Consider the following 18438-nt stretch of genomic DNA (forward strand, 5'->3'; position numbering starts at 1 on the left):
CACGTCTCCGTTTTTATCTTACCAATCGGAACGCCAAAAAAAGAGAGCCTTACAAAATTGCAAGGCTCTCTTTCAAAAAAACTGTCATAATTGCTCAAGCAGGTATCCGCCCCGAAGGGAGGCGATCTCCAGCCGGGATTCATCGCTCTTCAGCTTTTTGCGCAGGCGGGAAATGAGGGTCCACAGGGCGCTGTTCTCCTGGTCCGCTCCGTCGCCCCACACCTCCCGGGCCAGTTCGCTGCTGGACACACGCCGCTCGGCGTTTTGGGCCAGCAGCAAGAGCACGGTGAACTCCTTTTGGGTGAGCTGGATGTCCCGCCCGTTCACGAACCCCGTCAGGGCGACGGTGTCCAGCAGCAGGCAGCCGTAGGTGATGTGGCGGCGGCTGTCGCTTCTTTCCCGCAGGCGGGCCTCCACCCGGGCCACGAACACTTCCAGGTCATAGGGCTTGGTCATGTAATCGCCGCCCCCGGCGCGAAGGCCCTCCACCACGTCCTGGTTCTCCCCCAGGGCGGTGAGGAACAGGATGGGTACATGGTACCGGCACTTCAGTTCGCGGCACAGGTCCAGGCCGTTTGCGTCGGGCAGCATGATGTCCAGCACGATGAGGTCCACCGGATGCCATTGAAGCTGCCTGCGCGCTTCGGCGGCGGTGGCCGCTCGCAGCACCTCGTAGCCCCGCAGGCTGAGCACTTCGGCGTTGATGCGCATGATGTGGGGGTTGTCCTCCACCAGCAGGATGGTATTCATTGCTCCTTCGCCTCCTTCAAAACCGTAAAGGCCATCGTGGTGCCGCCGGGGCCGGTGCGCTCCACCCAGATGCGGCCGCCATGGGCCTCCACCGCCTCCCGGCATATGGTCAGCCCCAGCCCGCTTCCGCCGGTGCCGCTGACGCCCTGCTCAAAGATGCGGGGCAGCAGCGCCGGGTCGATACCGCCGCCGGTGTCCGCCACGCGGAACAGCACGCTCCCCTGCGGCCCGCCGTCCCCGGCGCTGATGGTGATCCGGCCGTTCCGGGTGTTCTTGCTGGCGTTCACCACCAGGTTGATGAAGATCTGCACCAGCATTTCAAAGTTGCCGTGCACCTGTCCCCCGGAGCCGGGCAGCACCTGCACCGTGTTGTTGTTTTTCACGCACATGGGCACGGCGATGGCGCCCACGCTTTCCAGCAGTTCCTCCACCTCCACCGGGCCAAAGGAAAGCTCGCTTTTGCGCCCGTAGGAGTACTCCATCAGCCGGGTCACCATGTTTGCCAGGCGCTGGGCCTCCTGCTGGATGGTCTTGAGGTTGGCGGGGGCCTCGCCGGCGATGCGGCCTGCCGCCAGCTGCATGCCGGTGAGCTGGGCATAGCCGGAGATGACCGTCAGCGGCGTTTTCAGTTCGTGGGCCACCTTGTGGAGAAAATCCATGTTCAGCTGGTTCATCTTTTCCAGCATCTCGCTGCGGCTGCGGCTGGCGATCAGTTCCGCCTCCTGCCGCTGCCCCCGCAGGCTCATGGCCGCCGCGTTGAGGAACACAAACCCCAGCATGCCGCAGGCGGCGGCCCCGTAGCGGGTGACCTGGGCGCTGCGCCCTGTCATGAGCGCTTCATAAGCCAGCCCGGCCAGCAGCAGGATAAAGCCCAGAAGCACAAGGACATCCGCCGGGCCCAGCTTTTTCCGCCGCAGATAGACCCGCGCGACGCCGAACGCCAGATACGCGAGATAGGGAATGGACAGATAGTACACCAGGGTGGAAATGGTGACCAGCTCCCGGGTGGGAAGCAGGCAGACGAGCACGCCCGCGGCCCCGGCCATGCCCAGATAGGCCCAAAGGGGGCCCTGGGCGCTGGCCGTCCAATACTGGCATTTCAACATCAGCAGAACGCAGACCGGCATGAACATGACGATGAGGATGAGCGCCCGGTAGGCCAGATACCAGGATGCGTCCGGCGCCAGCAGATGGACCACAAAGAAGTTCTGGTCCCGCAGGGCCGTCAGCACACAGCACAGGGCAAGGCAGAGAAAGCTGGGTTTATTCCGCACCGCCGCGCTGAGCAGAAAGTAGGCCGCCAGCAGCAGAAGGCCGCCGCTGAGGGCCAGGGACACAAGGTCGCCCGCCGCCTTGAATTCCTCGATGTTCTGCGGTGTGGAAAGCTCGAAGGGCGGGATGTGGCCGCCGTCGTTGTGGACGTAATTGGAATATTGAACGATGAGTTCGATCTCGCCGCCTGTGCCGGAGAAGAGCGGAACGGTCATGTAGCCCACCCGGGGCACAAAGCCTTCCTCCGTTTCGGACACCTGCCCGTACTCCGCCGCCTGCACCCCGTTCACAAAGACGCGGGTGGCATAGTCCAGCGAGAAGCCGCAAAGGGCGTAATACTGGTTCGGCCGGGCCAGGATGCGCAGGCGGTAGGTGCCGCAGGCCCAGTCGGAGGGCGAGGCGTCCTGACCGGCCTTTGCCCCCACGGTCCCCGCGGCGAAGTCCGCCGGGCCGTACAGTGCGCCGGGGTAAAAGTCCCAGCTGCCGCCCACCTGGTACACGCCGTCCTCCAGGCTGGCCGCGCGGACGTCCAGCACGCCGTCTGCCGCCGCGATGCTCTGCTCTGAGGAGGCGCGCCCGAAAAAAGCCGTCGCCAAAGCCAGCAGGCTGCAGGCGACCACCATGACCGGCAAGAGCCAGCGGGCCGTTTCCCGAAGAATGCCTTTAAAACCCATGGCGAGGCCCCTTTCCCCCTTTTTAAATATTGTACCACATCCGCCGCACAACGCCAAAATCATTGCAAAACTGCAAAGTCACTCGCTATAAATTTGCTGGCAGCCCTCGATGGCCTCACCCAGATAGGTCTCGATCCAGCGGCGCAGCTGCTGCTCGTCCCGGTTTTTCAGGTGGGTGTAGAGCAACCTGGTGTTGCGGCAGAGGGCCTCGATGCCGTAGCGGCGGCAAAAGCGCACCCACAACACGATGGCCGGCGCACGGAAGGAGCAATAGAACAGGGGCAGGATGCTGTTGCCGCTGATGAGGGCCAGCTCGTGCTGGAACTCAAAGGCCCGCTCCGCCGCCTGCTGGGGCGTCTGGGCCCCGGCGATGTGGGCCACAAGGCCGCCCAGGCGGTCAATATCCTTGTCGGTGGCGTTGCGCAAAACCAGCCCCGCCGCCAGCTGTTCCAGCGCCCGGCGCACCTGCATCTGACGGGCCAGTTCCCGCTCGGGGGCAGCGCCGTGCCCTGGGCCAGCTCCCCTGAAAGGATCATCCCCTGTATCTGCTTGACGAACAGGTCCTTCAGGCTGGGGGCCGAGATTTTTTCAAATTCCACTGCGTCTTCCTCCCCGCATTGGTCATACCAGATACCACGCCCCTATTTTACCATGCAAATGGCTGAAGGAGATGGGCGTGTTCCTTGTTGTTTCAAATTTACTGCGAGACCGCCGGTTGGCAGCTGCCGGGCTGTCTGCCGGTGTTCACGGGGCCGTCTCTGGCGGCTTCGCGGGGCGTTTTCTTTTTGTGCGTTCAGTCCTCGTCCACGGGCCGGGCAAGGCCGAGGGTCATCATGTTGTGTATCATCCGATAGGTCAGGCGCGCCATCGTCCGGGGCGGCTCGCCGCAGCCGTCCGCCAGCCAGCGCTTGATGAGGCCCACCGCGCCGGTGGTGCAGAAGGCAAAGCCGTAGTCGATGCTGCTGCGCCGCTCGGGGAAATCCTCCCGCAGCTTTTGCAGCACGTTCTCCTCCATCATCCGCTCGATGCGGTGCAGAAAGGCCATGTCCCCGTGGGGCCCCACCAGGGCGGCGCAGATCTCCTGATTGTCGTAAAGGATGGAAAAGACCTCCTCAATGAAGGCGAGGCCCTCCTGCTCGAAGGAGCTCACCGGGTGGATGTGCACCGCCGCGTATATCTCGTCGAACAGCTCCTGCTCCACCGCCGCCAGCAGGTCGAAGATGTCGTTGTAGTGCAGATAGAAGGTGGAGCGGTTGATGTCCGCCAGGTCCACCAGTTCCTTCACCGTTATCTCGCTGGCGCTCTTTTGCCGCATCAGCTGTGCCAGCGCCCGCCGTATCTGCCGGCGGGTGCGCCGGATGCGCCGGTCCTTTGTTTCGTCCATGGCCTCTCCTTTTCTGCCCGCCGGGCAAATTGTAAATCTTTTTTGAATGTTCAACAGTTTCTCGTCATCGTGTCGATTAAACGCCATTTGGCTGAAAAATCAACGGTTGAGTGTTTTTCTCCCTTTCAGTATAATTCTCCTCACGGAAAAAGCAATACCGCGATGCAAAATCAACGCTGTGTTGCTTTTTTTTGCAAGACTGCACAGGAAAGGGTGCGAAATTTCAGGTCATGCTGAAAAACGAATGGAAAGCTCTGCGGAGCAACTGGATCATGCTGGTGGTGATGGCGGCCGTGGTGGCCATTCCCACCATCTACACCACGCTGTTTCTCGGGTCCATGTGGGATCCCTACGGCAGTGTGGACCGTCTGCCGGTGGCGGTGGTGAACGAGGACCAGCCGGTGGAATACAACGGCGGGACGCTGTCCATCGGCAGCGAGCTGGCCGACAACCTGCGGGAGGACGGCTCCCTCGATTTTCATTTTGTGGACGCGGACGACGCCCAAAAGGGACTTGCGGACGGGACCTATTACATGGTCATCACCATCCCCAAGGACTTTTCGGCCAACGCGGCCACCGTCACCGGCCCGTCGCCCAAGGCCATGGAGCTGGGCTATGAGACCAACCCCGGCACCAACTACATCGCCTCCAAGCTGGGCGAGAGCGCCATGGCCAAAATCGAGGCCGAAGTGCGGGAGAGTGTGACCCGGACCTACGCAGAGACCATGCTGGAACGGCTGGCGGACATCGGCGATGGGCTGCAGGATGGGGCCGGCGGCGCGGCGAAGCTGGAAGAGGGCGCATCCGATCTGGCCGAGGGCGGCCAGACCATCCGGGATAACCTGAAACTCCTGGCGGACAGCACCCTCACCTTCCGCAATGGCAGCACCGAACTCACCGAGGGCCTTGCCAAGTACACCGCCGGTGTGGACGCGGCGGCTCAGGGCGCGGCCAAGTTGAAAGAGGGCGCGGGCCAGCTGGCCCAGGGCGCCGGGCAGCTGGGCGACGCGGCCCCCGCTTTGACGGAGGGCGCGGGCAAGCTGAGCAAAGGCGTTCAGGACCTGGCCACCGGTGTGAACGACGCCAAAACGGGCGGCGACACCCTTGCCGCCGGGGCCGCCCAGGTGGACGACAAACTCACCGAACTGAACAGCGGCCTTGCCCAATTGCAGACCCAGACCGCCTCCCTGCCGGACAGTGCGGCGGCGCTGGACGCGGGGGCGCAGCAGGCCCAGTCCGGCGCGGCGGCCCTGCAAACCGGGCTGGAAAGCGCCTCTGCCGGGGCGGCTGCCGCCCGGGAGGGCGCGGCCCGGCTGAACAGCGGCCTGCAGGCCCTGACGGCCAATTCCGCCGCTCTGAACGAGGGGGCCGCGGCGCTGGCCCAGGGTCTGAACGCTCTGACAGCGCAGGCCCAGACTCTTTCTCCGGAGACCGCCGCTGTACTGGACCAGCTGCAGCAGGCCGCGGCCAGTTTGCAGCAGAACCTTGGCACCTACACCGCCGGGGTGGACACGGCAGCCGCCGGAGCCGCGGCGCTGAACGATGAGAGCACCGGCCTGCCCGCCCTGGCGGAGGGTCTCGGCCAGATGGCGGGCAAGTCCGCTGAACTGACCGGCGGCCTTGCCACCTTGCAGCAGGGCACGGCCACCCTCGCCCAGCAGGCTCCCCAGCTGGTGCAGGGCATCGACCTGGCCGCCCAGGGCGGCCAGAACCTGCAACAGGAGGGCACCAGCGTGGGGCGCCAGGGCGCGCAGGATTTGAGCGGCGGCCTGGAACAGCTGGCCGGGGGCAGCGCGGCGCTGCAGACCGGGCTGGGCGACCTTTCCGCCAAGCTGCCCGCCCTCACCGACGGGCTGACCCGCCTGAAGACCGGCGTGGACGAACTGCAAAAGGGCGCGGGCCAGCTGGCGGACGGCACCGGCGAGCTGCAGAAGAACAGCGCGGCGCTGAACAGCGGCGCGGCGGCCCTGGCCAGCGGCGCGGCCCAGATCGGCGGCGGCGCTTCCAAGCTCTATGAGGGCAGCGGTGAACTGACCGACGGCCTGGACCAGCTGAAGGAGGGTTCCGGCACGCTGGGCGCTTCCCTTTCGGACGGCGCGCAGCAAATCGCCGAGACCAACACCGGCGACGAGGCGGCCGAAATGATCGCCGCCCCGGTGAGCGCTGAGGAGGCCAAGCTCACCGAAGTGCCGGACAACGGCCACGCCATGGCGCCTTACATGATGTCGGTGGCGTTGTGGGTGGGGTGCATCGCCTTCAGCCTGATGTATCCCCTCACCGAGTATCAGGGTGAACTCAAGAGCGGCGCGGCCTGGTGGCTGAGCAAAGCCTCGGTGCTCTACCCTGTGGCGCTGCTGCAGGCAGTAGTGATGGTGGGCGCGCTCCACGCGCTGGACGGCTTTGCCCCCGCGCGGATGGGCCAGACCCTGCTTATCGCCTGCCTCGCATCGGTCACCTTCATGTCGGTGATGTACTTCTTCACCAGCCTGCTGGGCCGCATCGGCAGCTTTTTGATGCTGGTGTTCATGGTGGTGCAGCTGGCCGGTTCGGTGGGCACCTACCCGCTGGAGATCTCCGGCTCCTTCGTGAAATACCTCCACGACTGGGTGCCCTTCACCTACACCGTCAAGGCCTTCCGCAGTGCCATCTGCGCCGGGCAGGACGTGAGCGGCTGCGCCGTGTATCTGGCGCTGTGGGCCCTGGCGTTCACCCTGCTCACGGTGGCGGTGTTCGCGGTGCGGGCAAAGCACATCCGGGCGGGCAGACCCACTCTCACCCCCTGGCTGGAACGCCACCGGCTGGCATAAACCACAGCTGAATAAAACAAAACAGTGTCCCCGCCCGGCTTCTGTGCCGGACGGGGGCGATTTGTGTTTTGTCTTACGCCGGCTCCTCGGCAAAACTGCCGGTGTAGAGCTGGTAGTACTTGCCCTTCTTTTCGATGAGCTCGTCGTGGGTGCCCCGCTCGATGATGCGCCCCTGCTCCAGCACCATGATGCAGTCGGCGTTGCGCACGGTGGACAGGCGGTGGGCGATGACGAAGGTGGTGCGCCCGTACATCAGCGCGTCCATGCCGCTCTGCACCAGCGCCTCGGTGCGGGTGTCGATGGAGGAGGTGGCCTCGTCCAAAATCAGCACCGGAGGGTCCGCCACCGCCGCCCGGGCGATGGCCAGCAGCTGGCGCTGACCCTGACTGAGGTTCGCGCCGTCGCCGGTGAGCATGGTATTGTAGCCGTCCGGCAGGCGGCGGATGAAACCGTCGGCGTTGGCAAGCTTCGCCGCGGCCATGCATTCCTCGTCGGTGGCGTCCAGATTGCCGTAGCGGATGTTGTCCATCACGGTGCCGGTGAAAAGGTGGGTGTCCTGCAGCACGATGCCCAAGGAACGGCGCAGGTCCGGCTTTTTGATCTTGCCGATGTTGATGCCGTCGTAGCGGATCTTTCCGTCGGCGATGTCATAAAAGCGGTTGATGAGGTTGGTGATGGTGGTCTTGCCCGCGCCGGTGGCGCCCACAAAGGCGATCTTCTGGCCGGGCTTTGCCCACAGGCTCACATCGTGGAGCACCAGTTTCTTCCCATCGTAGCCGAAATCCACGCCCTCGAACACCACGCTGCCTTCCAGCTTGGTGTAGGTGGTGGTGCCGTCGTGGTGGGGATGTTTCCAGGCCCACACGTTGGTGCGCTCGGTCACTTCCTCCAGCTGGCCGTCGGCGTTCTCCCTGGCGTTCACCAGTTCCACATAGCCCTCGTCGGTCTCGTGCTTCTGGTCCATCAGGTCGAACACACGCTGGGCGCCGGCGGCGGCGGTGACCACGAAATTCACCTGCTGGCTCACCTGGGTGATGGGCTGGGTGAAGCTCTTGTTCAATCCCACAAAGGTGACGACGGTGCCCAGGGTGACGCCCGCCAGGCCGTTGATGCCCAGCACCGCGCCCAGGATGGCCACCAGCGCGTAGCTCAGCCAGCCGATGTTGGCGTTGATGGGCATGAGCAGATTGGCGTAACGGTTGGCCAGGTCGGCACTTTCCCGCAGCGCCTCGTTCACCTTGGCGAAGTCCGCCTTGGCGGCCTCCTCGTGGCAGAACACCTTGACCACCTTCTGGCCGTCCAGCATCTCCTCGATGAAGCCGTCCACCGCGCCCAGGTCCCGTTGCTGGCGGATGTAGTACTTGCCGGAGATGCGGGAGAAGTTCTTGGTCACCATGAGCATCACGACGGCGGTGAGGATGGAGATGACGGTGAGCGCCGGGTTGATGACGATCATGGTCGCCAGCGTGGCCACCATCGTGATGGAGGAGTTGATGATCTGCGGCGTGGACTGGCCCAGCATCTGGCGCAGGGTGTCCACGTCGTTGGTGTACACCGACATGATGTCGCCGTGGGCATGGGTGTCAAAATACTTGATGGGCAGCGCTTCCATGTTGCGGAACAGATCGCCCCGCAGCCGGCACATGGTGCCCTGGCTGATGCTGACCATGATGCGGTTGTAGCTGAAGGCCGCCACCACGCCCAGAGCCATGATGACGGCAAGGCGCAGGATCTGGGCGGCAAGGCCGCTGAAATCGGTGGAGCCGCTGGCGATCATGGGCATGATGTAATCGTCCACCAGGGTCTGGGGGAAGGTGGCCGCCAGCACGCTGACGCCGGCATTGATGATGATGCACAGCACCACCAGCGCAAAGGGCACCTTGTAGTAGTGAAGCATATAGCGGATGACCCGCTTGAGCACCGCGGCAGGGTCTGCGGGGCGCGACATTTTCGGATTCATATTCTCTCCCCCTCCTTTCACGCGGGCTGGTCGAAGTCGCCGCCGCCCTTGACCTGAGACTCGTAGATCTCCTGGTAGATGGCGTTGGTCTTCAAAAGATTCTCGTGGGTGTCAAAGCCGTTGATGCGGCCGTTGTCCAGCACCAGGATGCGGTCTGCATGCTCCACGCTGGAAACGCGCTGGGCGATGATGATCTTGGTGGTGCCGGGGATCTTCTTTTCAAAGGCGGCGCGGATCTTGGCGTCGGTGGCGGTGTCCACCGCGCTGGTGGAGTCGTCCAGGATCAGCACCTTGGGCTTTTTCAGCAGCGCCCGGGCAATGCACAAACGCTGCTTCTGGCCGCCGGAGACGTTGGCGCCGCCCCGCTCGATGCGGGTGTTGTAGCCGTCGGGCATGCGGTCGATGAACTCGTCGGCGCAGGCCGCCCTGCAGGCCTCCACACACTCTTCCTCGGTGGCGTCGGGGTCGCCCCAGCGCAGGTTTTCCAGAATGGTGCCGGAAAACAGGGTGTTCTTTTGCAGCACCACGGCCACCTGGTCGCGCAGGGCCTCCATGTCGCAGCGGCGCACGTCCACGCCGCCCACCTTGACGCATCCCCCGTCCACGTCATAAAGGCGGCAGATGAGGTTCACCAGGCTGCTCTTGCCGCTGCCGGTGCCGCCGATGACGCCGATGGTCTCGCCGGAACGGATGTGCAGGTCGATGTCCGACAAAGCGTTTTTGCCGCTGCCGTGTTTGTAGGAGAAGTTCACATGGTCGAAATCGACGCTGCCGTCGGGGATGACGGTGATGGGGTCCTCAGGCTCGGCCAGGTCGGGGGTCTCCCGCAGCACCTCGCCCACACGGTGGACGCTGGCCAGGGAGATGGCGATCATCACCACCACCATGGAGAGCATCATCAGGCTCATCAGCAGGGACATGATGTAGCTGAACAGGCTGGTCAGATCGCCGGTGGACAGATCGCCCGCCACGATGAACTGGGCGCCCAGCCAGCTGACCATGATGATGCAGAAATAGACCGCGATCATCATGGCGGGGTTGTTGAAGGCCAGCAGGCCCTCGGCCTTGACGAACATCCTGCGGATGTTTTCAGAGGCTTTGGTGAACTTTTCGTTCTCATAGTCCTCCCGCACGAAGGCCTTTACCACCCGGATGGCGGAGACGTTCTCCTGCACGCTGGCGTTCAGCTCGTCATACTTGTGGAACACCTGGTCAAAAATGCGCAGGGTGACCACCATGATGGCGCCGATGGCCGCCACCAGGAACACCACCGCGATGAGGAAGGTGGCGGACAGGCGGGGGCTGATGTACACGCACATGGCAAAGCTGAAAACAAACATCAGCGGCGCGCGCACCGCAACGCGGATGATCATCATAAAGGCGCTCTGGATGTTGGTCACATCGGTGGTCATGCGGGTCACAAGGCCCGGCACGCTGAACTTGTCGATGTTGGAGAAAGAGAACGTCTGGATGTTGTCATACAGCGCCTGCCGCAGGTTGGCGGAAAGGCCCGAGGCCGCTGTGGAGGCGAACCTGCCCGCCGCCGCGCCGAAGAAAAGGCCCAAAAAGGCCAGCGCCACCATGACGGCGCCGTAACGGTAGACCGCGCCGATGTTGGCGGCCTCCAGCCCCTCGTCCACGATGCGGGCGGTAACAAACGGCAGCAGGATCTCCATCATCACTTCCAGCGCCGCCATCAAAATGCAAAGGCAGGTCGGTTTTTTGTATTGCTTCAGTTGACTGAGCACTTGCTTCATTGTATCCACTCCCTTCAAACATTGCCTGGGCTTGCCAGGTTTTGCAAAAGGCGCTTTTGCATCGCCTCAAGCTGGCACAGTTCCCCCTGGGTGAACCCCTCAAAAGCCGCTTCGTAGCTGCTTTTCAGCGCCCGGTCCAGCGCGGCCCGCGCCTGCTCCGCCTTTTCGGTGGCGAACAGCCGCTTGCAGCGGTTGTCGGCTTCGGTGGTCTCGGCCCGAACGTAACCGCCCTTGCGCAGACGCTCCGAGGATGCTGCTCAGCGCCGCCATGGAGTAGCCGCACTGACGGTGCAGCTCGGTGAGGGTGGTGCCCTCCGGCCCAAAGCTCAGAATGCGCATCAAAAGATGCGCCTGCGCCGTGGAAAGCCCGGTGCGCTCCACCATCCGGTCGGTGAATTGCTCCATACGGATGCTGATCTGGCGGTTCTGCGTCGCCAGGCTTCTGCGGTCCACTTCCATGCTCCTTCGCCTCTTTTGGGAATCCTTAAGGTGAAAACTGTTCGCTGCCTTATCAATTTATAGCACAGCTTTGCTTGCAAGGGAAATTCAAATGTGTTATTATCTATAAACAGCTTTTATTATATTTACGCATACAATAAAAAACACTCGAAACCGGGGAGGGGTTTTTGTTGAATACGACGCAGCTGGAATGCTTCCTGGCGGTGGCCAACCACCTGAACTTTTCCCGGGCAGCGCAGGAACTGCACATCACCCAGCCGGCGGTGAGCCACCAGATCAACACGCTGGAGGCGGAGCTGGAGGTCAAGCTGTTCCACCGCACCAGCAAGAGCGTGCGTCTGACCCTGGCGGGCCATCAGTTCAGCCAGTATGCACGGGAGATATTGAAGCTGACGGGCCTCTCCCGGGCGCGGATGCGCCAGTGGCGGGAGGCGCTGCCCCAGCGCCTCGGGCTGGGATGCCGGAATTTTCTGGTGCTGCAGGCCTTGCGACAGCCTCTGGCAAAGCTGCGCTTAGAGTTGCCCGGGCTGCTTCCGGTGCTGCGGCAGGTGCCCTCCGCCTCGCTGGACCACCTTCTGGAGGAAGACGACGTGCAGGCCATCTTCACCATGCAGCAGGCGGGCCCCAAGACCAGCCGGCGCCGCCTGGCGGACTGCCCCGTGGCCTGCGTCTGCGCGCCGGGCCACCCGCTGGCGGGCTTCGAACAGCTCACCCTGGAACAACTGAACCGCCAGGACGGGCGCATCGCCAGCTGCCCGCCGCCTCTTTATTCCCAGCCTTTTTCCGAAGTCCTGACCCAGGCTCTGGCAGGCCGCGGGCCGGACCGGATGCTCTTCTGCGACAGTCTTGAGATCGCCTGCACCCTGGTGGAATCGGGCTACGCCTTCACCCTGCTGCCGGACCTGCCCGGCGCGCGCCTGCCGGGCCTGCGCTACATCCCGATGCCCCAGTTCCAGCCTCTCTCCTTCGGTGCGCTCTACCGCACCGGCAGCCTCACGCCGACCCTCAAGCGGCTGTTCACGTTGCTGGAGGGCTCGCTGTCCGACCCTCAACCATGAAAAGAAAGGAACACATCCCCATGAACGAAAAAGAGATCGCCGAGATCCGCCGCCGCTACCGCCAGGGCAAGTCGAACATCAGCCATGTGGTGGGCTGCTATGTGAACGAGGAGCGGCAGATCGTGGCCCGGTTCGACCAGTCCCTCACCCTCTCCGGCCAGGAGGAAGCGGACAAGTTCCTGGCCATTTTGCGCCGCACCCTCTCGGGCGCGCTGGGGCGCAACCTGCTGGACATCACCTTCACCACCGCCCAGGTGGCGGGCAACGCGGGAGACGAGCACGCCCTGCTGATGGCCCTGCGCGATTCCAGATTGCAGGACGAGGCCGCCCGGGAGGAGTTCTTCGCCCGGGCCATCGAGACCATCGACGTGGAGGGCAACTACCTCATCCTGCTCACCTGCGACGCCTACGACGTGCCCGGCTTTTCCAAGGACGGCCAGCGCGCCGAGGACGGCAGCGAGGAGATGTACGCCGGCATTTTGTGCAGCGTGTGCCCGGTGAAGATGACCAAGCCCGCGCTGAGCTATTTTGTCTACGAGAACCTCTTCCGCAGCCGGGACATCGACTGGCTGGTGAGCGCCCCGGAGATGGGCTTTCTCTTCCCCGCCTTCGACGACCGCTCCACCAACCTCTACGGCGCGCTTTATTACACCAAAGACACCTCCCACAGCCACACCGCCTTCACCGACCGCATCTTCGCCGCCCCGCTGCCCATGCCCGCCGAGGCCCAGAAGGAGACCTTTGACGCCATCCTCACCGAAGCGCTGGGCGAGGAGTGCAGCTGCCAGGTGGTGCAGTCGGTGCAGGAGCAGCTGTGCAGCATGATCGCCGAGCACAAAGAGAGCGGCGAAGCCCAGCCCCTGCTGCTGGACAGGCACGCCGCCGCCCGTGTGCTGGAGGAATGCGGCGTGGAGGACGCCCGGGTGGAGGCCTTCGAGCAGCGCTTCGAGGAGGACTTCGGCCCCGAAGCCGCCCTGCCGCCCAAGAACCTGGTGGACACCAAGCGCCTGGAACTGCGCTGCCCCGATGTGACCATCCAGGTGAACCCCGAGCGGGGCGACCTGGTGGAGACCCGGGTCATCGACGGGGTGCGCTACATCCTCATCCGCGCCGAGGAGGGCGTGCAGGTGAACGGCGTGGAGGTGCGCATCGGGGAGTGAGCCCTCATTTCCGCAGAAAAAAGCCCCCGGCTTTTTGAAAGCCGGGGGCCTTTCTTCGCTTCAGAGTTCAGGCCGCTGCCGCAGCCGGTTCTTCGGGGGTCTGCGTGCGCACCTTTTTGCGCAGGATGAAAAAGCACACAAGGTGCGCCGCCGCCGTTATTCCCCAGGACACCGGGTAGGACAGGTACAGGCAGAACTGGGTGGGCTGCCACTGGAACAGGGTCGCTATCCAGATGATGCGCAGCACGCAGGCGCCCAGCACCGACACCACCATGGGCAGCAGCGAGAACCCAAGCCCCCGCACGGTGCAGGCCATGCAGTCCATCCAGCCGCCAAGAAAGTAGGTGGTGCAGATCACGCTCATGCGGTAAAGGCCATAAGTAACGACCTGGGCGTCGGAGGTGTAGATGCCCAGCAGCCAGCGGCCCGCCAGATAGGCGCTCCCCCCCAGGACAACGCCCACCGCTGTGGAGAGCATCATGCACTGAGCCACCACCTTGTCCACCCGGGCGAAGCGGCGGGCGCCCACGTTCTGGCTCACAAAGCTCATGGAGGTCTGGGACACGGCGTTCATGCAGGTGTAGACAAAGCCTTCGATGTTGGAGGCCGCAGTGTTGCCCGCCATCACCGCCGAGCCGAAGCTGTTCACCGAGGACTGGATGAGCACGTTGGACAGGCTGAACACCATACCCTGCACGCCGGCGGGCACCCCGATACGCAAAATCTCCCGGAACTGCGCCGGGTCGATGCGAAGCTCGTGCAGCACCAGCCGGAACGCGCCGGTGTTGTGCTGCAGGCAGACCACGACGAGATAGGCGGAAACTGTCTGGCTGATGATGGTGGCCAGGGCCACGCCCGCCACTCCCAGGGAGAACACGATGACAAACACCAGGTTCAGCACCACATTGATGATGCCCGCCAGGGTGAGGAAGTAGAGGGGCCGCCGGGTGTCGCCCACCGCCCGCAGGATAGCCGCGCCGAAGTTGTAGACCAGCAGGCTGGGCGCGCCCACGAAGTAGATGCGCAGGTAGAGGGCGGCCTGGTCGATCACGTCGTCCGGGGTCCCCATCAGGCTCAGCATGGGGCGGGAGGCCGCCACGCCCACAAAGATCAGGAACACGCCGCCCACCACCGCGGTAAGCATGGCGGTGTGCACGCCCTTGTGCACCGCGTCCATATTTTTCGCGCCGTAGCTGCGGGCAATAAGCACGTTCGCGCCCACCGAAAGGCCCACGAACAGGTTGACGATCAGGTTGATGAGCGCCGAGGTGGAACCCACCGCCGCCAGCGCCGTGTGCCCGGTATACCGGCCCACCACGATGATGTCCGCCGCGTTGAACAAAAGCTGCAGAACGCCCGAGCACATCAAGGGAAAGGAAAAGGTCAGGATCTTGCCCAGAAGCGGGCCGCTGGTCATGTTCATCTCATAGCTGCCAGCCAAGCCGATGCGCCTTCTTTCTCACACATTCGTTTCCATTCGAAAAAACAACGTCCGTGTCCTATCATAGCACAAAACGGGCCGGGCGCAAGCGGTTATTTCACATGTTCTTTACATTTCACTTCTTCACTGGCGGGCAAAAACGAAGATCAAAAAGAAAAAAGTGCCCGCCTTTGGCCAAATCTGGCCCTTTGGGCGGTTTGCTCCCTTGCATTTCACCGGGCGTATCCTATATAATAGGAACGGACTTTTTCCCGGCAGGCCGGCGGGCCCCAGGACCGGGCGCAGATCGAAAGGGTAAAGGAGAACTGAATTATGCGAACTGTCGGCACTACATCCCGCGGCGTGCGCTGCCCGGTCATCCGGGAGGGCGACGACCTGGTCAAGATCGTCACCGACGCCATCCTCGCCTGCGGCGAGGAGCAGAACATCGAATTTCAGGACAGGGACATCGTGGCCGTGACCGAGGCCGTGGTGGCCCGCAGCCAGGGCAACTACGCCAGCGTGGACGCCATCGCCGCCGACTGTGCCGCCAAGTTCGGCGCCGACACCATCGGCCTGACCTTCCCCATCCTCAGCCGCAACCGCATCGCCATCTGCCTCAAGGGCATCGCCCGCGCCTTCAAGAAGGCCTATATCCTGATGAGCTACCCCTCCGACGAGGTGGGCAACCACCTGTTCGACGAGGACCTGCTGGATGAAAAGGGCGTGAACCCCTGGAGCGACGTGCTGACCGAGGCGAAATACCGCGAGCTGTTCGGCTATGGCAAGCACCCCTTCACCGGCGTGGACTATGTGGAGTACTACGGCGAACTGTTCCGCAGCCAGGGCTGCGAGGTGGAGTTTGTGTTTGCCAACGACGTGCGGGCCATCCTGCCCTACACCAAGAACGTGCTGTGCTGCGACATCCACAGCCGCTTCCGCTCCAAACGCCGCCTGGAGGCCGCGGGCGCGGAGAAGGTGCTGCTGCTCAGCGACATCATGACCGCCCCGGTGAACGGCAGCGGCTGCAACGAGCAGTTCGGCCTGCTGGGCTCCAACAAGGCCACCGAAGACAGCGTGAAGCTCTTCCCCCGCGACTGTCAGACCTTTGTGAACGCCCTGGCCGACAGCCTGCGCAAGGCCACCGGCAAGCAGATCGAGGCCATGGTCTACGGCGATGGCGCCTTCAAGGACCCCGTGGGCAAGATCTGGGAGCTGGCGGACCCCGTGGTCAGCCCCGCCTACACCTCCGGCCTGGAAGGCCAGCCCAACGAGCTGAAACTGAAGTATCTGGCGGACAACGATTTCGCCAATCTTTCCGGCGAAGCCCTCACCGCCGCCATTAAGGACAGCATCTCCCACAAGGACGCCGACCTGAAGGGCCAGATGGCCAGCCAGGGCACCACCCCCCGCCGCCTGACCGACCTGATCGGCAGCCTGTGCGACCTGACCTCCGGCTCCGGCGACAAGGGCACCCCCATCATCTTCATCCAGGGGTATTTTGATAACTTCGCCAAGGAGACGAAGTGACCACAGATTAGCTCGGATACAAAAGCTAACGGGCGGCGCAGCTTTTGCTGCGCCGCCTGTTGGTTTTTGATGATCTTATTCCATTTCCCACATTAGCGAAATACGCGCTTGGACTCGTTTTTTCGTATCACTGTTGCCGGATTTCCGTACACGCAAACATCGTCCGGAATATCCTTTATGACTACTGCACCCATACCTACAATGGACCCACTGCCAATGGTAACTTTCTCCCGCACTGGAACACTCATTCCGATGTACGTCCTCGCTCCAATGGTTACATGCCCTGCAAGGCTTACAAACGCAGAGATTACAGAGTGGTCTCCCACTGTTACATCATGAAAAACACATGATCCCGGCTGAATCAACACGTTCGCACCGATCTGTGTGTTGCAGGAAACGAAAGTCCGATTGCAAATAATCGTGCCTGCACCGATCTTCGCCCCTGTGCCTATTGTCACAGTGGGATGGAGCAATGTGGCGAGGCTATATCCTTTTTCTGTGAGCTTTTGCGCTAGTAATGCGCGCAGCTCCGGTTCTCCAAGTGCGACCACGGCCTCTGCGCAGACTGGATCCCATTCTGCACAAAACTCCGCGAACGTATACATCGGAGCTCCGTTGACGGAGTCTTTTGCCCGAAAATCATTCAGAAGCACAATGTCCTTCCAGCGCTTCTCTCGTTCATTGATTTCTCTTGCAAGGTCGAGCACCTCTCGTCCCATGCCGCCAGCTCCATAAATCGCAAGCGTTTTCATGGCCCTCCCCCTTTACTTCTTCCTCCGTTGCGCGCCATCAGAGCCGTTCGACGCAAAGGATTTAGGCAATACCGCAAAAAGACTCTTTTCCAACGGCCACTTTTCACCATTCATTGCGGGCTGGCTTTTATTACGCTACAGATCCTGTCCACTTCTTCCATCCGAAGATTTGAATAGAGCGGGAGCGTCAGCACGCGCTGCGCTGCGTCGTACGCAATCGGCGTCTTTTGGGGGTCGTACTGCCCCTGGAAGCATTCAAATTGGTTTGTCAATGGGTAGAAGTACTTACGTGCACCGATATCGCTCTCCGCAAGCTTATCCATAACTTCATTTCGGTCTGCACCGAATGCTTTTTTATCGAACAGCACCGGAAAATAGGCATAGTTATATTGGACTTCAGGCTGAATTGCATTCAGCTGTATCCCGTTTATACCCTCCAAATGCTGGCGGTATCGTTCTACCACTGCGCGCCGCTTTTCTATCTCTTCTTCCAGATGCCGCAGATTACACAGCCCCATCGCGGCACAGAACTCATTCATTTTGGCGTTTGCGCCTACACTTGCCACTGACTCCGGACCACGAATACCAAAATTTTTCAATTCATACAATCGTTTTCCCAGTTCTGGATCCTTGTATGTCGCAGCCCCGCCCTCGATGGTATTGAACACCTTGGTGGCATGGAAGCTAAAGCAGGATATATCTCCGAAATTGCCCACGCCAATTCCTTTATAGCTTTCTCCAAACGCATGGGCAGCGTCGTACAGTACCTTAAGCCCATGCCTCCTTGCTACATCGCCGATGGCGTCAACATCGCATATATTGCCATAAACGTGCACTGGAACAATGGCGCAGGTCTTTGGGGTGATCAGTGCCTCAATCTTGGCAGAGTCTATGGTGAAGGTATGGGGATCGATATCGCAAAACACCGGCTGCAGGCCATTGCGAACAATGGCGTGCGTAGTGGACGCAAAGGTAAACGGTGTAGTAATCACCTCACCGCCCTTTGGTAGATCCAGGGCCTGCAGCGCCAGTTCGATAGCCATATGCCCGTTGGTAAACATCTCGATTTCAGGCACAGCCAAGAACATTTTAAGTTTTGCCTGCAGTTCCTTGTGCTTCTCGCCCATATTGGTAAGCCAATGAGATTCCCATATTGGCCGAATTTCTTCAACGTACTCCTCCAAAGGGGGTAAAGAAGATTGTGTGACCAGAATTTTATTTTCCATTTGTATTCACCTTTAACGTCTACATTTCCGGCATGCTGTTTCGATCATCGATTTTCTCGTCTTTCGCCTTTTTCAGGCTTTGCTTTATGGCAACGCAAACGCTTCAAAGGGCAGTTTCCCGATTTTCTCCGCATTGTGAAAGGAAGTACAAGCTTTCTCAAAACGGGCTCAGCACGACGCCCCTCTGTTCCGATACACCTTTGTTCTGCGCCGGAACCCATAATCTTCC

At 61.9% G+C, this 18438-nt stretch carries 14 protein-coding genes; 4 read left to right on the forward strand and 10 right to left on the reverse strand.

Annotated elements, in window-relative coordinates; genetic code table 11:
- Window positions 1–84 precede the first annotated feature (84 nt).
- The 4 genes from ACH2AT_RS00230 to ACH2AT_RS00245 form a co-directional block, all read right to left on the reverse strand.
- Window positions 85–750 carry a response regulator transcription factor gene (locus ACH2AT_RS00230; RefSeq protein WP_394962482.1) on the reverse strand — a complete coding sequence of 222 codons (666 nt, stop codon included), beginning with the start codon at window positions 748–750 and terminating at the stop codon, window positions 85–87.
- Window positions 747–2696: a sensor histidine kinase gene (locus ACH2AT_RS00235; protein ID WP_394962484.1), complete on the reverse strand. Its 1950-nt coding sequence runs from the start codon at window positions 2694–2696 to the stop codon at window positions 747–749. The genes ACH2AT_RS00230 and ACH2AT_RS00235 overlap by 4 nt, the downstream gene beginning before the upstream one ends.
- A 78-nt stretch (window positions 2697–2774) precedes the next feature.
- On the reverse strand, window positions 2775–3167 hold the full coding sequence (locus ACH2AT_RS00240) for a FadR/GntR family transcriptional regulator (protein ID WP_394962486.1): 393 nt from the start codon (window positions 3165–3167) through the stop codon (window positions 2775–2777).
- 322 nt (window positions 3168–3489) lie between these two features.
- A complete protein-coding gene (locus tag ACH2AT_RS00245; protein ID WP_394962488.1) occupies window positions 3490–4080 on the reverse strand; it encodes a TetR-like C-terminal domain-containing protein in 591 nt (196 codons plus the stop codon).
- A 230-nt stretch (window positions 4081–4310) separates the two neighbouring features.
- On the opposite strand from ACH2AT_RS00245, the gene ACH2AT_RS00250 reads away from it, so the two are divergent.
- On the forward strand, window positions 4311–6887 hold the full coding sequence (locus tag ACH2AT_RS00250; RefSeq protein ID WP_394962490.1) for a YhgE/Pip family protein: 2577 nt from the start codon (window positions 4311–4313) through the stop codon (window positions 6885–6887).
- A 73-nt stretch (window positions 6888–6960) separates the two neighbouring features.
- Here ACH2AT_RS00250 and ACH2AT_RS00255 read toward each other — a convergent pair whose 3' ends face one another.
- The 3 genes from ACH2AT_RS00255 to ACH2AT_RS00265 form a co-directional block, all read right to left on the reverse strand.
- Window positions 6961–8847 carry an ABC transporter ATP-binding protein gene (locus tag ACH2AT_RS00255; protein WP_394962492.1) on the reverse strand — a complete coding sequence of 629 codons (1887 nt, stop codon included), beginning with the start codon at window positions 8845–8847 and terminating at the stop codon, window positions 6961–6963.
- A gap of 17 nt (window positions 8848–8864) precedes the next feature.
- Window positions 8865–10604, reverse strand: coding sequence for an ABC transporter ATP-binding protein (locus tag ACH2AT_RS00260; RefSeq protein WP_394962494.1), 1740 nt, complete (start codon window positions 10602–10604; stop codon window positions 8865–8867).
- 99 nt (window positions 10605–10703) lie between these two features.
- On the reverse strand, window positions 10704–11057 hold the full coding sequence (locus ACH2AT_RS00265; RefSeq protein WP_394962496.1) for a hypothetical protein: 354 nt from the start codon (window positions 11055–11057) through the stop codon (window positions 10704–10706).
- Between the two features lie 176 nt (window positions 11058–11233).
- On the opposite strand from ACH2AT_RS00265, the gene ACH2AT_RS00270 reads away from it, so the two are divergent.
- On the forward strand, window positions 11234–12121 hold the full coding sequence (locus tag ACH2AT_RS00270; RefSeq protein ID WP_394962498.1) for a LysR family transcriptional regulator: 888 nt from the start codon (window positions 11234–11236) through the stop codon (window positions 12119–12121).
- Window positions 12122–12141: 20 nt separating this feature from the next.
- Complete coding sequence (locus ACH2AT_RS00275; RefSeq protein ID WP_394962500.1) at window positions 12142–13281, forward strand: DUF4317 domain-containing protein; 1140 nt, start codon at window positions 12142–12144, stop codon at window positions 13279–13281.
- A 67-nt stretch (window positions 13282–13348) separates the two neighbouring features.
- Here the strand turns inward: ACH2AT_RS00275 and ACH2AT_RS00280 are convergent, their stop codons facing one another.
- Window positions 13349–14722 carry an MATE family efflux transporter gene (locus ACH2AT_RS00280; protein ID WP_394962502.1) on the reverse strand — a complete coding sequence of 458 codons (1374 nt, stop codon included), beginning with the start codon at window positions 14720–14722 and terminating at the stop codon, window positions 13349–13351.
- A 309-nt stretch (window positions 14723–15031) separates the two neighbouring features.
- On the opposite strand from ACH2AT_RS00280, the gene ACH2AT_RS00285 reads away from it, so the two are divergent.
- Window positions 15032–16231 carry a coenzyme F420-0:L-glutamate ligase gene (locus ACH2AT_RS00285; RefSeq protein ID WP_394962526.1) on the forward strand — a complete coding sequence of 400 codons (1200 nt, stop codon included), beginning with the start codon at window positions 15032–15034 and terminating at the stop codon, window positions 16229–16231.
- 92 nt (window positions 16232–16323) lie between these two features.
- Here the strand turns inward: ACH2AT_RS00285 and ACH2AT_RS00290 are convergent, their stop codons facing one another.
- Together ACH2AT_RS00290 and ACH2AT_RS00295 are read right to left on the reverse strand one after the other, a co-directional pair.
- Window positions 16324–16983 carry an acetyltransferase gene (locus ACH2AT_RS00290; protein ID WP_394962504.1) on the reverse strand — a complete coding sequence of 220 codons (660 nt, stop codon included), beginning with the start codon at window positions 16981–16983 and terminating at the stop codon, window positions 16324–16326.
- Between the two features lie 110 nt (window positions 16984–17093).
- Window positions 17094–18209, reverse strand: coding sequence for a DegT/DnrJ/EryC1/StrS family aminotransferase (locus ACH2AT_RS00295; RefSeq protein WP_394962506.1), 1116 nt, complete (start codon window positions 18207–18209; stop codon window positions 17094–17096).
- Window positions 18210–18438: the final 229 nt, after the last annotated feature.

The sequence above is a fragment of the Candidatus Allofournierella excrementigallinarum genome (genome assembly GCF_944388085.1).
Classification (GTDB): Bacteria; Bacillota; Clostridia; order Oscillospirales; family Ruminococcaceae; genus Allofournierella_A; species Allofournierella_A excrementigallinarum.